The organism is Streptomyces monomycini, from assembly GCF_022271435.1.
In the GTDB taxonomy this organism is placed as follows: Bacteria; Actinomycetota; Actinomycetes; order Streptomycetales; family Streptomycetaceae; genus Streptomyces; species Streptomyces monomycini.
Genome location: NZ_JAFIQY010000008.1, coordinates 173,787 through 187,649 on the forward strand (window position 1 = coordinate 173,787; position 13,863 = coordinate 187,649).

Here is a 13,863-nt window from a genome sequence, read left to right on the forward strand (position 1 = left end):
CCGGCCGCGGCTGTGGCGGACGGTCTGCCGCCCGCCTCTCAGTCGCGGGCGTCCACGATGCGTTTGAGTTTGCCGACGGAGCGTTCCAGGGTGTCCGGGTCGACGATGTCCACGGCGACCGAGACGCCGATGCCGTCCTTGACGCCGCGGGCGATCCGGCCGACGGCGGCCGTACGGTCCTCCGGGGTCGCGTCCGGGCGTGCTTCCGCCCGTACGGTCAGGTGGTCCATCCGGCCTTCCCGGGTCAGCCGCAGCTGGAAGTGCGGCGCGACGCCCGGGGTGCGCAGCACGATCTCCTCGATCTGGGCGGGGAAGAGGTTCACGCCGCGCAGGATGATCATGTCGTCGCAGCGGCCGGTGATCTTCTCCATCCGGCGGAAGGCGGGCCAGGCCGTGCCGGGCAGCAGCCGGGTCAGGTCCCGGGTGCGGTAGCGGACCACCGGCAGGGCCTCCTTGGTCAGCGAGGTGAACACCAGCTCGCCGTGCTCGCCGTCCGGCAGCGGGTCACCGGTGACCGGATCCACCACCTCCGGATAGAAGTGGTCCTCCCAGATGTGCAGTCCGTCCTTGGTCTCCGCGCACTCCTGCGCGACACCGGGGCCCATCACCTCCGACAGGCCGTAGATGTCCACCGCGTCGATCGCGAAGCGCTCCTCGATCTCGCGGCGCATCTCCTCCGTCCACGGCTCCGCGCCGAACAGGCCAGTCCGCAGGGAGGTGGTCCGCGGGTCGACGCCCTGCCGTTCGAACTCGTCGAGGAGGGTGAGCAGGTAGGACGGCGTCACCATGATGATCTCGGGGCGGAAGTCCTGGATGAGCCGTACCTGCCGCGCGGTCATGCCTCCGGAGGCCGGGACGACCGTGCAGCCGAGCCGTTCGGCGCCGTAGTGCGCGCCGAGGCCGCCGGTGAACAGCCCGTACCCGTACGCGATGTGGACCGTGTGGCCGGGCCGGCCGCCCGCCGCGTGGAGCGAACGGGCCACGACGTCGGCCCAGACGGCCAGGTCCTGCCCGGTGTAGCCGACGACCGTCGGACGGCCCGTCGTACCGCTGGAGGCGTGGATGCGGCGGATCCGGTCCTGCGGCACGGCGAACATCCCGAAGGGGTAGTGGGCCCGCAGGTCGTCCTTGACGGTGAAGGGGAAACGGGAGAGGTCCGCGAGCGACCGGCAGTCCTCGGGGCGGAGCCCGGCCCGGTCGAAGGACTGCCGGTAGAAGGGCACGTTCTCGTACGCGTGCCGCAACGAGGCGCGCAGCCGTTCCAGTTGCCGGGCCCGCAGCTCGTCGGCGGACAGCCGCCGCACGGCGTCGACCGCGCCCGCGTCCGCGTACGGGCCGAATGTGCCTGTGCCGCTGCTCATCGCGTACCCGATCTTCGTGCAACCGGCATGTGCGTCACCGTTCCGTGTCCCGACCGATCAGTCGGTGGCTGAGTGCGCTCCAAGTAATCAGCGGACGGCGGAACGCGTCAAGGGGCGTGACGAACTCCTGTGCGGGTAGCTTCGAGCGCATGAGTGACGTTCAGAAAGTGCAGGTCGGTGACGTCCGCCTGGCGTACCGGTGCTGGGGGGACGCGGACGCACCTCCGGCGGTGCTGCTGCACTGCCTCGGCGAGGACGGTGAGGACTGGCGCGGCGTGGTCGGCCAGCTCGCGGCCACCCACCGGGTGTACGCGCTGGATCTCCGGGGGCACGGGCACAGCGACTGGCCGGGGGAGTACGGCTTCGAGCAGTGGCGCGACGACGTGGCCGGGTTCCTCCGGGAACTGCGGCTGGGGCCCGTGGCGCTCGTCGGGCACTCCGTCGGCGCGGTCGTCGCGCTGCTGCTGGCCGCCGACCGCCCGGAGCTGGTGGAGCGGCTCGTGCTGGAGGAGGCCGCCCCGCCCCTCCCGGCGTCTCCGCCGCAGGAGATACCGGATCCGCCGCCGGGACCACCGGCCTTCGACTGGCAGGCCAAGGTGGCCGTGGTGGCCCAGCGCAACGCGCCGGACCCCGCGTGGTGGGAAGGCCTGGCGAAGATCACCGCGCCGACCCTGGTGATCGCCGGCGGCCCCACCAGCCACATCCCGCAGCAGCAGCTCCAGGACATGGCCGAGCGCATCCCGGACTGTCGTCTGCTTACGGTCGAGGGGGCGGGCCATCTCGTGCACGAGGAGCGCCCGCTGGAGTACCTCGACGCGGTCCGGACGTTCCTGGTGCCCAATCCTTGAGGATTCCCGGGCGCGGCCCGTCGTACGCGCCCACGGACGGACCAATGCCGCGACGGTGTCCCTCTCCCGTGGTGCGCTGACCGCGCAACCCTCGAAAGGAACATCATGCGTACATCACTTCGTACGACCATCCGTGCGGCGTTCGGTCTGCTGGCCGCCGTGGCCCTGTCCGGCGCGGTGCTGCCCGCCGCGGCGCACGCCGACTCGGACGACGGGGCGGGCACCCGCCCCGCCTCCGGCAGCCACGGCACGTCCGGATCGCCGTCGAAGAGCGGGTTCCTGTTCCCGGTCGACGGCCTCGCCCAGAACGCCAATGTGGGCGTCACCAGCGTGTCGGATCGTGACTGATCTGGGCCGGTCGGGGGGTGGGGGCCGGTCGGGGCCGAACAGCCGTAGTCGGGTGTGATCGGGTGCGATCGGGGCCGGCTGTGACTGACCGAGCCTGACCGGGGCCGGGGTCGGGGCCGAGGGCGGGCCGGGGTCGGGGCCGTGGTCCGTCGGACCCGGTTCGACCCCGGCCCGCCCCCGGTCCGACCCGGTCCCGGCCGACCTCCGCACCGCCGCCACCCCCCTCCCGGCCGTATCGTGATCGCCCGGGCGGGCGGTGGTGCGGCGCGAGGAGGGGGCGGACATGGGTGCGCAAGGGCGTGCGGGCCAGGACTGGCGCGGGGAGGACGAGCGGGCGGAGGCCGCGGTCCTGGCGGGGGACGAGGAGGCGTTCGCGCGGCTCGCCGAGTGCTACCGGCACGAACTGCGCGTGCACTGCTACCGGATGCTCGGATCGTTCGCCGATGCGGAGGACCTCGTACAGGAAGCGCTGCTGCGCGCCTGGCGCAGAAGGGCGGGCTTCGAGGGGCGGGGGACCTTCCGTGCCTGGCTGTACCGGATCGCGACGCATGCCTGTCTGGACGCGCTGTCCAGCCCGGCCCGCAGCAGGGAGATCGCGGTGGCGGTCGACGGCGCGGGCATGCCGAAACGTTCCGTCCCGGCCGAGGTGACCTGGCTCCAGCCCTACCCCGACGCGCTGCTGGACCTGGCCGCGCCGGACGGCAGCGGCCCGGAGGCCGCGGCGATCGCCAGGGAAACCGTCGAACTGGCCTTCCTGGCGGCGATTCAGCACCTGCCGCCACGGCAGCGGGCCGTGCTGATCCTGCGCGACGTCGTGGGCCTGCCCGCCGCGGAGACGGCCGGAATGCTCGAACTGAGCGTCGCCGCGGTCAAGAGTGCGCTGCAACGCGCCCGTGCCACGCTGCGCGAGCAGTTGCCCGAGCGGCGCGCCGACTGGGGGCGGGGCGCCACCGGCCCCACCGAGGCCGAGCGCGCGCTCCTCCAGCGGTTCGTCGCCGCTTCGCGAGCCGCCGACGTCCCGGCGCTGGCCGCCCTGTTGCGTGCGGACGTCCGGCAGACCATGCCGCCCGCCCACCTGGTGTTCGACGGACGGGCGGCCGTCATCGGCATGTGGCGCGCGGTCCTGGAAGGGGACCAGGCGTGGGGCGACTGGTTCGCCGTACCGCTCGCCGTGAACCGGCAGCCGGCCGTCGCGAACTACGTACGGCGGACCGGCGCGCCGTCGTACACCGCGGTGAACATCGACGTACTGCGCGTGGAAGGCGGCCGGATCGCCGAGATCACCACCTTCGCTCCGGACCTGCTGCCCGCCCTCGGCCTCGCCTCCGTCCTGACACCCGCCGACGTCGAGGACGGGCCGGCCGGACAGTGACGCGAGTCACATCGGCCCCCCGATTCCTTTCCGTGGGCCCGCCGGTCGTACGAGCCATGACGCCAAGGAAAGGAACGGTTGTGACGGAGCAGCAGGCAGGAAACGGTGAAGCGGCGGGGACGGGCGGGAGGGACGAGGAGATCGGGGCGCTGGAGCGGCGGCTCCTGGGCCGTTGGCGGGTCGACGGCGGGGCGACCGGTACGGTCACCTACCGCCGCCTGGACGGCGGGTTCTTCCTGGTGCAGGAGGTCGAGCTGGAGCAGCACGGCCGGCGGATCACCGGCATCGAGGTGATCGGCAGGGAGAACCCCTTCGGCGCTCAGGCTCCGGGGGAGGACATCGCATCGCGCTTCTACGACAACGAAGGGCACACCTTCGACTACGTGTACGAGTTGGCGGGGGACACCTTGACCATCTGGGGCGGCGCGAAGGGCTCACCCGCGTACTTCAGGGGCACCTTCACCGCGGACGGCGACACTCTCGACGGTGCCTGGGTCTATCCGGGTGGCGGGGGTTACGAGTCCACGATGACCCGGATCGGCTGACCGACTGCCGTGGCCGGGGAGAAAGTCCGCGCCTCCCGGCCACGGCGCCGCGCGGCCCTCCCGCACCTGGGCGGGATCTTGTTCACCCAAGGGGACGCACACCCGCCTGCCGTCGCCGTCCGGACCGCCGAGATCGCCAGGATGAGCGCGTGATCTCTATCTCTCGCCATCGCGGACGGCGCCGCCGGTCCGCTCCGCTCGTCCTCGGTACGGGCGTCCTGGCTGTGCTGTCGCTGCTGCCGTCCTCCGCGCTCGCCGCGCCGCCGGCCCCCGACACGACCGCCGCCCCGGCCCCGGCCCTCTCGGATCCGGCGGCCCCGGGCGCGTCCGCCGCGCACGCGGCTCTCCCGGGCGCGGCCTCCGCACCCACCGGTGCCGAACGCCGGGTCTCCGCCTACCTCGACGGGATCCGGAAGCGGCCGGCCGCCCTGCGCGCCTTCTTCCGCGGCCTGCCCAAGGGCGCCGACCTGCACAACCACCTGTCCGGCGCGGCCTCGACCGAGCTGCTGATCAAGCTGGCCGGGGACGACGGCCTGTGCATCGAGACGAAGACGATGACCGCCAGGCCCGCCCCGTGCGGCCCGGGCACCCGTCCGGCGGTGCAGGCCCGTAAGGACCGGGCCTTCCACCGGCAGATCCTGCGGGCCTGGTCGATGCAGGACTTCTCGTCGGCGTCCGGCGAGTCGGGCCACGACCACTTCTTCGCCGCCTTCGGGAAGTTCGGCGAGGTCAGCTGGCGCCATGGCGGGGAGCTGCTGGCCGACGTGGCGAACACGGCGGCCCGGCAGAACCAGTTCCACCTGGAGACGATGCTGACGCCCGCCTCCGGGGGCGGCAAGAAACTGGCCGAACAGGTCGGCTACCACGCGGACCTGCGCCGGATGCACCAACTGCTGGTGGCGGGCGGCAAGCTGGACCGGCTCGTACGCGAGGCGGGCCGGGAGATCGACAAGGGCACCGCGCGGTTCCGCGAGGCGGCCGGCTGCGACACCCGCAGACCGGGCCCCGGCTGCCGGCTGACCATCCGCTACATCTCGCAGGTGTCGCGCAGCGGTACGCATGAGCGGGTCTTCACCCAGATGGCGCTCGCCATGCGCCTCGCCGAACGCGACCACCGGTACGTCGCGGTGAACCTCGTACAGCCGGAGGACGAGCGGAACGCGCTGCGCAACTACCGCCTCCACATGCGGATGCTGGACTACCTGCACGGCGTCTACCCGCGCGCCCACATCACCCTGCACGCCGGTGAACTCGTCCCCGGCCTGGTCAAGCCCGAAGACCTGCGCTTCCACATCAACGAGGCGGTGCGCACCGGGCACGCGGAGCGCATCGGCCACGGCGTCGACGTGGCGCACGAGGACGGTGCCCCCGCCCTCCTGCGCACCATGGCACGGCGCGGCATCGCGGTGGAAGTGCCGTTCACGAGCAACCGGCAGATCCTCGGCGTCTCCGGTGCCGACCACCCGTTCCCGCTGTACCGGCGCTACGGCGTACCGGTCGTGCTCGCCACCGACGACCCGGGAATCTCGCGCAGCGACATCAGCACCGAGTACCAGTACGCGTTCGGCACCTACGGCCTGCGGTACCGCGAACTGAAGGACCTGGCGCGGGCATCCCTGGAGCACGCCTTCCTCCCGGGCCGCAGTCTGTGGGGCGACCGGAGCAACGGGAAGCGCGCGTACGAACTGGCGCGCCCGTGCCGCATGGAGCGTCCGGGCGGGCATCGGCCACGCGCGGCCTGCACGCGGTTCCTCGCCAAGAACCTGAAAGCCGCCCTCGAATGGCGACAGGAGGTCGCTTTCGCCCACTTCGAGCACCGCATTCTGCACGCGCGGCGCTGAGCGCCGCGCAGCGACGAAGGGCGGGAGCGGGGAAGTCTCCTCGCTCCCGTGCCGCCGTCAGTAGGATCGCCGGGGCAGGTCCGAGTCCGTGCCGGTGTCCGGGAGGCCGACGGTGGTACTGAACGCGCGAACGTCCTTGCGCCGGCTGACGATCGCGGGCGGCGTCGCGACCGTCCTCCTCACCGCCGTACCGGCCCCGGCGTCGGCGGGTGCCGGGACTGCCCCGTCCGGCACCCGGCCCCGGCCCGCGTCGGCGCACGCCGATCCCGCCGCGGCACCCCGGGAAGCAGCCGCGGTGCTGCCGGAGACCGCCGCGGCCCCCAGGGAGGCCGCGGCACCCCAGGAAGCCGATGCGCTGCGACCCCTCGCCGTCCTGTCCGCCCGACGCCTGGCCACCGCCGACCTGGTGGCCGCGGCGAAGTGGGGCACCGGCAGCCCCGTCGACGATCCGGTGCGTGAGCAGCAGGTGCTGGACGCGATGGCGCGGCAGGCGGCGGAACTCGGCACCGACCCGCGGCGGACCGCGCGGATCTTCCGGGACCAGATCGAGGCGAACAAGACCGTGCAGCGCGGCCTGCACCGCCGGTGGACCGCGGACCCGACACAGGCGCCGGACGAGCGGCCGGAGCTCGGCGAGGTGCGCGAGGAGATCAACCGCGTCAACGACGCCCTGGTACGGGCGATCGCCGCGTCCGGTGCGGCGCGCACCTCGCCGCGCTGCGTTCCCTCGCTGGTGGGCGCCGCCGCTCACGTACGCCGCGAACAGCGCCTGGACGCCCTGCACACGGTGGCACTGGCCCGTTCCGTACGGTCCGTGTGCGGCGTCGGGGCCCCGGTCCCGGCGTCGGCACCGGCTCGGGCGTCCTGACGGCCCCGCCGCCAGGCGCCATCGCGAACGTCACGAACCGGGCGCGAGGAGCACCGGCAGTTCCCCGATCCCGTTGAAGATCAGTGACGGACGGCGGACGGGCGGCCGCCCCGGATCGTACGGGCACAGGTCAGGGAAGCGGGCGAAGAGCGCGGGCAGGGCGACGGCCGCTTCCAGCCGGGCGAGCGGCGCGCCGAGGCAGTGGTGGATGCCGTGCCCGAAAGTGAGATGCCGGGTGGGGGCCCGGGTGATGTCGAAACGCCCGGCCCCGGCCCCGTGCTGCCGCGGATCGCGGCCGAAGGCGGTGTACGAGAGCATCACCGGATCGCCCGCGCGAACGGTCCGGCCGGCCACGTCCACGTCGCACAGCGCGTAGCGGAACGGGAAGTGGGCGACCGGCGGGTCCCAGCGCAGCGTCTCCTCGACCACGGCACTCCAGGACACCTGCCCGCTGCGTACGAGGGCCAGCTGGCCAGGGTGGGTCAGCAGCGCGTGCACGGCGTTGACCAGCAGGTTCACGGTGGTTTCATGCCCGGCGACCAGCATCAGCAGCAGCGTGTCGACGAGTTCGGTGCCGCTCAGCGGCTGGGGGCCGGGTGCCACCAGCGCACTCGTCAGGTCGTCCCCGGGACGGTCCCGTTTCTCGGCGAGGAGACCGGCGAGCGCGGTGCGCAGCTCGCGGTGGACCGCGTGCGCCCCGGACGGGTCCGAGGGGGCGCCGAACAGGGCCCCGCACAGCGACCGGAGCCGGTCGCGGCGGTCGCCGGGCACGCCGAACAGCTCGCAGATGACCCGTATGGGCAGCGGGTGGGCGTAGCGGGACCGCAGTTCGACCGGCTCCCCGGGCCGGGCGGCGGCGAGCCCGTCCAGCAGCTCTCCGGCCAGCTCCTCGACGCGCGGTCCGAGCCGCTCCACGCGGCGCACGGTGAACGCGCGGGCCAGCGGTGCCCGGAGCCGGGTGTGGTCGCCCGCCGTCGCGGTGGTCATGTTGGCGACGGTCAGCAGCGGCGCCAGCGGCCAGGAGCGCGGGACCTCACCGCTGCGCCAGGCGCGCCAGGCGCCGATGTCCTTGACGAAGCGGCTGTCGGCCAGCACCGCACGCCCGGCCTGATGGTGGGTCACCAGCCAGGCGGACACCCCGCCGGGCGGCAGGACGGGCACCACCGGCCCCGCCGCGCACAGCGCGTCCGTACCGGAGCGGGGATCGTGCTCAGCGGGGTCGAGCCGTACCGGAATGCCGTACGTGCCGGAGAGGGCGTCTGCGGGCTCCACGCCGTCGAAGTCCATGCTTCAGGTTAGAACCGCCACCGGGTCCCTTCCCACCCTCGGCGCGGGCCACGGCTTGCTGCATTCGCGGGTCCCGCGCTGCTGCATTCGGGGGGCGCGGCGTGTGCCAAGCGGGTGAAGCGCGGGGACCGGTTGTCGACCTTGTGCGGGGTGCGGGCAACCGTGCGGGTGTCCCCTTCTTCCCACTCAGGAGAACCCCCTCATGTCGAAGATTCTCGCCGTCATACCCCGGCCCGGCGCGGCGCACACCGGTTCCCGGTCGTGTGGGCCGCGCCGCCACCACCGCCGTACCGCCTGAACCAGCCGGTCAGGGGCTCCGGCCGCCGTCGGGGCGGCGGCCGGAGCCCGGTCCGTCCGGGGCGGGGCGGGTCCCGCCGGGACCGCGCCCGCCGGTGCCGGCGGGAGGCCGCACCTCGCGGGCCCCGGAGCGCCCGCGGACCGCGCTCCGCCTAGGAAGCGCCCGCTCCGGAAGCCACCGCCTTCGCCCACCGGTAGTCCGCCTTGCCGCTCGGGGAGCGCCGGATGTGTTCGGTGCAGACCACCGAACGCGGGATCTTGTAACCGGCCAGCCGCGTCCGGCAATGGTCCTGCACCGCTGCCAGATCCAGCGGCGCGGCGCCGTCGCGGAGTTGCACGACCGCGGCCACCCGGCTGCCCCACCGCGCGTCCGGAACTCCGGCCACCAGCGCGTCGTAGACGTCCGGATGTGCCTTCAGCGCCTGCTCGACCTCCTCCGGGTACACCTTCTCGCCGCCGGAGTTGATGCACTGCGAGCCCCGGCCGAGGACGGTGACGATGCCCGCCTCGTCGATGGTCGCCATGTCGCCGAGCAGCACCCACCGTTCGCCGTCCGCCTCGAAGAACGTCTCGGCGGTCTTGCGCGGGTCGTTGTAGTAGCCGAGCGGTACGTGTCCGCGCAGCGCGAGCCGCCCCACCTCGCCCGCCGCCACCCGGGCGTGCGCGGGGGAGGCCGGGTCGACCACTGCCGTGTGCGCGTTGACGCGCAACCGGAAGCCCCGGCCGGGACCCGAGTCCTCGGTGGCGGTGCCGTTGAAGCCGGACTCGGAGGAGCCGAAGTTGTTGAGCAGCAGGGCGCCCGGCACCAGTGCGGCGAACTGCTCCCGTACGGTCTCCGAGAGGACCGCCCCGGAGCTGCTGACGCTGAACAGCGAGGAGCAGTCCGTGCCCTTCAGCGGGCCGGCCAGCGCGTCCGCGAGCGGGCGCAGCATCGCGTCACCGACCAGCGAGATGCTCGTGACCTTCTCCCGTTCGACGGTACGCAGCACCTCCTCCGGGACGAACTTGCGGTGCAGGACCACCTTCTGGCCGAAGTGGAAGGCGATGAACGCGGTGAGGGTGGAGGTGCCGTGCATCAGCGGGGGAGTGGGGAAGAAGACCAGCCCCTCGCCGCCGGCGGCGACGCGTTCGGCCAGCTCCGCGGGGTGCCGTACCGGTTCACCGGTGGGCGCGCCGCCGCCCATGCCGGAGAAGAAGATGTCCTCGTGCCGCCACAGCACGCCCTTCGGCATGCCGGTGGTGCCGCCGGTGTAGATGACGAGCCGGTCGCCGCCGGAGCGCGGAGCGAAGTCGCGGCCGGGCGAGCCGGAGGCCTCGGCGTCCGTGAACGGCACCGGCGCGACGGCGGGCTCCGGGGCGCCGGCGGGCGGTGTGCCCACCCGTACGAGGTGGCGCAGCCGGTCCGCGTGCGGCAGGGCGGCCGCGACCCGTCCGGTGAACTCCGCGTCGAAGACCAGGGCGACGAGGTCGGCGTCCCGGTAGAGGTAGGCCAGCTCGTCCTCGACATAGCGGTAGTTGACGTTGACCGGTACGGCGCGGATCTTCAGGCAGGCGTAGAGGGTCTGGAGGTACTCGACGCCGTTGTAGAGGTGCAGGCCGACGTGCGCGCCGGGGGTGACGCCGTGGTCGCGCAGGTGGTGGGCGAGGCGGTTGGCGGCGCGGTCCAGCTCCGCGTACGTGAGACGGCGCGCCGCGCCGGTGCCGGGGTGGTCGAGGAACACCAGCGCCTCACGTCCGGGAACCGTGTCGACCACCGACTCGAACAGATCGGCGAGGTTGTATTCCACGTCTCCTCCAGAACGGGCGGCGGCGTCGGCTCGCGGTCATTAGAGCGCCGCACGCCGTACGGGGGAAGGGGCGCGGCGCCGGAAACTGACTGTCTGTCAGAAAACTCTTGAAGTCGGCCCCCGGCTCCTGCAACCTGTTCTACGTTCCGGGGCGGACGGGCGGCTCTCGGCGGCGGCGGGCACGGCCCGCGGCCGCCCGGACAGGAGGACGCATGGGCGGGACCGAACATCTGACCGTGACGCGCGAAGGCGCGACCCTGGTGCTCACCCTCGACCGGCCGGAGGCGAAGAACGCGCTGTCGCTGCCGATGCTGGTGGGCCTGTACGACGGCTGGGTCGCCGCCGACGAGGACGACTCGGTGCGCTCGGTGGTGCTCACCGGCGCGGGCGGCGCCTTCTGCGCCGGTATGGACCTCAAAGCGCTGGCCGGCCGGGGCATGGACGGCGAGCCGTACCGCGAGCGCCTGAAGGCCGACCCCGACCTGCACTGGAAGGCGATGCTGCGCCACCACCGCCCGCGCAAGCCGGTCATCGCCGCCGTCGAAGGGCCCTGCGTCGCCGGCGGTACGGAGATCCTCCAGGGCACCGACATCCGGGTGGCCGGGCGGAGCGCCACGTTCGGGCTCTTCGAGGTACGGCGCGGCCTGTTCCCCATCGGGGGTTCCACCGTCCGCCTCGCCCGCCAGATCCCGCGCACCCACGCCCTGGAGATGCTGCTCACCGGGCGCCCCTACAGCGCGGAGGAGGCCGCGCGCATCGGGCTGATCGGCCACGTCGTGCCGGACGGTGACGCGCTCGGCAAGGCCCTGGAGACCGCCGCGCTGATCAACGACTGCGGCCCGCTCGCCGTCGAGGCGGTCAAGGCGTCCGTCTACGAGACCGCCGCGATGACCGAGGAGGACGGCCTGGCGGCCGAACTCGCCCGTGGCTGGCCGGTCTTCGACACGGCCGACGCCAGGGAAGGCGCCCGGGCCTTCGCCGAGAAGCGCCCGCCCGTCTTCCGGCGCGCCTGACCCGGCCGTGTCTGTCCTGGCCGTGCCCGACCCGGCTGCGCCTGTCCTGGCCGTGCCCGACCCGGCTGCGCCTGCCCTGGCCGTGCCCGACCCGGCTGCGCCTGCCCTGGCCGCGCCCGACCCGGCGCGCCGGGCCAGACCGTGCCCGACCCGCCGCCGTGCCCCCGGCCGCGCCCGCCGCCCCCCCGTACGGAAGCGAGGAGCCCGTATGCCCCCGACCTCCCGCACCCCCGACGCCGACGCCCCGGAGGTGCTGTCGGCCCCGCTCGTCGTCGAGTTCCCCTTCACCCGGTCCCTCGGGCCCGTGCAGAGCGCCTTCCTCACCGGGCTGCGCGAGCGCGTCGTGCTGGGCGTCCGGACCGGGGACGGGCGGGTGCTGGTGCCCCCCGTCGAGTACGACCCGGCCACCGCCGAGGAGATACGCGACCTCGTCGAGGTCGGCACCACGGGGACCGTCACCACCTGGTCCTGGAACCCGGCCCCGCGCCCCCACCAGCCGCTGGACACGCCGTTCGCCTGGGTGCTCGTCCGGTTCGACGGCGCCGACACGGCCCTCCTGCACGCCCTGGACGCGCCCGGCCCCGACGCCGTACGCACCGGGATGCGGGTCCGGGTGCGCTGGGCGGCGGAACGTACCGGCGCCATCACCGACATCGCGTGCTTCGAGCCGTACGAGGGTGACGGGAGGGGAGACGCCACACCGCACGACGGCGAGTTCACCGACCCCGTCACCGGCATCACCGCCCCCGCCCGCCTCGACTACACCTACTCACCCGGCCGCGCCCAGTCCCGCTACCTCGCCGCCCTCGCCGGGCACCGGACCGTCGGGGAGCGCTGCCCGTCCTGCCGCAAGGTGTACGTACCGCCCCGCGGCGCCTGCCCCACCTGCGGCGTGGCCACCCGGGACCAGGTCGAGGTGGGCCCCAGGGGCACCGTCACCACCTTCTGCATCGTGAACATCAAGGCGAAGAACCTCGACATCGACGTGCCGTACGTCTACGCGCACATCGCCCTGGACGGCGCCGACCTGGCCCTGCACGCCCGCATCGGCGGCATTCCGTATGACGAGGTACGCATGGGCCTGCGGGTGGAGCCGGTGTGGCGCGGCGACGGCCGCTACCCGGACCACTACCGGCCCACCGGCGAACCCGACGCCGACTACGACAGCTACAAGGAGCTGGTCTGATGTCCGCGACACCCGGCCCGGCCGCGGAGCGACGCGAGGTCGCGGTCGTCGCCTTCGCACAGAGCGACCACGCCCGCGACACCGCCGAGGTCTCCGAGGCGGAACTCCTGCTGCCGGTGCTCCAGGACGCCCTGGGCCAGGCCGGGCTGCGGGCCGGGGAGATCGACTTCACCTGCTCGGGGTCGTCGGACTACCTGGCCGGGCGGGCCTTCTCCTTCACGATGGCGCTGGACAGCGTCGGCGCCTGGCCGCCCATCGCCGAGTCGCACGTCGAGACGGACGGCGCCTGGGCGCTGTACGAGGCGTGGGTCAAGCTGCTGACCGGCACCGCCGAGACCGCGCTCGTGTACGCCTACGGCAAGTCCTCGTCCGGCGCGGTCCGCGACGTGCTCACCCGCCAGCTCGACCCGTACTACCTCGCGCCCCTGTGGCCCGACTCCGTCTCCCTCGCTGCCCTCCAGGCCCAGGCCCTCATCGACGCGGGCGACACGGACGAGGCGGCGCTCGCCGGAATCGCGGCACGCGCCCGCGCCGACGCGGCCGCCAACCCGCACGCCCGGCACAGCGGCCCGGTGCCGCCCGGCGAGTACGTCGTCCGGCCCCTGCGCACCGCCGACTGCCCGCCCGTCACCGACGGCGCCGCCGCCGTCGTCCTCGCGGCCGGCGACACCGCGCGGCGGCTGTGCGACCGGCCCGCCTGGATCCGCGGCATGGACCACCGTGTCGAGGCCCACGCACTCGGCGTACGGGACCTCACCGACTCGCCGTCCACCCGGCTGGCCGCGGAGCGCGCCGGAGCCTTCGAACAGCCGGTGGACAGCGCCGAACTGCACGCCCCCTTCACCGCGCAGGAGGTCGTCCTCCGCAAGGCGCTGCGGCTGGACGACCGGGTACGGATCAACCCGTCCGGCGGCGCGCTCGCCGCCAACCCCATGATGGCCACCGGACTGATCCGGATCGGCGAGGCCGCCCAGGCCGTCCGGCGCGGCGCGTCGCGGCGGGCGCTGGCGCACGCCACGTCGGGGCCCTGTCTTCAGCAGAACCTGGTCGCCGTACTGGAAGGGGAGCCGCGATGAGCGAGGGTGGAGCACCCGGGAGCGGAACGCCCCG

At 73.8% G+C, this 13,863-nt stretch carries 12 protein-coding genes; 9 read left to right on the plus strand and 3 right to left on the minus strand.

The window, feature by feature from the left end; all coding sequences use genetic code 11:
* Window positions 1-38: 38 nt before the first annotated feature.
* Window positions 39-1,361 carry a phenylacetate--CoA ligase PaaK gene (gene paaK, locus JXZ78_RS13090; RefSeq protein WP_050502088.1) on the minus strand — a complete coding sequence of 441 codons (1,323 nt, stop codon included), beginning with the start codon at window positions 1,359-1,361 and terminating at the stop codon, window positions 39-41.
* Between the two features lie 149 nt (window positions 1,362-1,510).
* Between paaK and JXZ78_RS13095 the strand changes: the two genes are divergently transcribed.
* The 6 genes from JXZ78_RS13095 (at window position 1,511) to JXZ78_RS13120 (ending at window position 7,183) form a co-directional block, all read left to right on the plus strand.
* On the plus strand, window positions 1,511-2,209 hold the full coding sequence (locus JXZ78_RS13095; RefSeq protein ID WP_030018164.1) for an alpha/beta fold hydrolase: 699 nt from the start codon (window positions 1,511-1,513) through the stop codon (window positions 2,207-2,209).
* A 105-nt stretch (window positions 2,210-2,314) separates the two neighbouring features.
* Window positions 2,315-2,557 (plus strand): hypothetical protein, encoded by a 243-nt coding sequence (locus JXZ78_RS13100; RefSeq protein ID WP_030018163.1) that lies wholly within the window; start codon window positions 2,315-2,317, stop codon window positions 2,555-2,557.
* Window positions 2,558-2,840: 283 nt separating this feature from the next.
* Window positions 2,841-3,929: an RNA polymerase subunit sigma-70 gene (locus JXZ78_RS13105; RefSeq protein ID WP_050502087.1), complete on the plus strand. Its 1,089-nt coding sequence runs from the start codon at window positions 2,841-2,843 to the stop codon at window positions 3,927-3,929.
* Window positions 3,930-4,009: 80 nt separating this feature from the next.
* On the plus strand, window positions 4,010-4,474 hold the full coding sequence (locus JXZ78_RS13110) for a hypothetical protein (protein ID WP_050502086.1): 465 nt from the start codon (window positions 4,010-4,012) through the stop codon (window positions 4,472-4,474).
* A gap of 152 nt (window positions 4,475-4,626) precedes the next feature.
* Entirely contained in the window at window positions 4,627-6,315 is a 1,689-nt protein-coding gene (locus JXZ78_RS13115; protein ID WP_033037150.1) for an adenosine deaminase family protein, read from the plus strand.
* 118 nt (window positions 6,316-6,433) lie between these two features.
* Window positions 6,434-7,183: a chorismate mutase gene (locus JXZ78_RS13120; RefSeq protein ID WP_275127754.1), complete on the plus strand. Its 750-nt coding sequence runs from the start codon at window positions 6,434-6,436 to the stop codon at window positions 7,181-7,183.
* 30 nt (window positions 7,184-7,213) lie between these two features.
* Here the strand turns inward: JXZ78_RS13120 and JXZ78_RS13125 are convergent, their stop codons facing one another.
* Window positions 7,214-8,470 carry a cytochrome P450 family protein gene (locus JXZ78_RS13125; protein WP_050502085.1) on the minus strand — a complete coding sequence of 419 codons (1,257 nt, stop codon included), beginning with the start codon at window positions 8,468-8,470 and terminating at the stop codon, window positions 7,214-7,216.
* A gap of 449 nt (window positions 8,471-8,919) precedes the next feature.
* A complete protein-coding gene (locus JXZ78_RS13130) occupies window positions 8,920-10,554 on the minus strand; it encodes an acyl-CoA synthetase (protein WP_030018157.1) in 1,635 nt (544 codons plus the stop codon).
* Window positions 10,555-10,766: 212 nt separating this feature from the next.
* Between JXZ78_RS13130 and JXZ78_RS13135 the strand changes: the two genes are divergently transcribed.
* The 3 genes from JXZ78_RS13135 to JXZ78_RS13145 all read left to right on the plus strand — a co-directional run bounded on the left by JXZ78_RS13135 (window position 10,767) and on the right by JXZ78_RS13145 (window position 13,829).
* Window positions 10,767-11,567: a crotonase/enoyl-CoA hydratase family protein gene (locus tag JXZ78_RS13135; protein ID WP_030018156.1), complete on the plus strand. Its 801-nt coding sequence runs from the start codon at window positions 10,767-10,769 to the stop codon at window positions 11,565-11,567.
* Between the two features lie 208 nt (window positions 11,568-11,775).
* Window positions 11,776-12,753 carry an OB-fold nucleic acid binding domain-containing protein gene (locus JXZ78_RS13140; protein ID WP_050502084.1) on the plus strand — a complete coding sequence of 326 codons (978 nt, stop codon included), beginning with the start codon at window positions 11,776-11,778 and terminating at the stop codon, window positions 12,751-12,753.
* Entirely contained in the window at window positions 12,753-13,829 is a 1,077-nt protein-coding gene (locus JXZ78_RS13145; RefSeq protein WP_030018154.1) for a thiolase family protein, read from the plus strand. Before JXZ78_RS13140 ends, JXZ78_RS13145 begins: the two co-directional genes overlap by 1 nt.
* The last annotated feature ends 34 nt before the right edge of the window (window positions 13,830-13,863 follow it).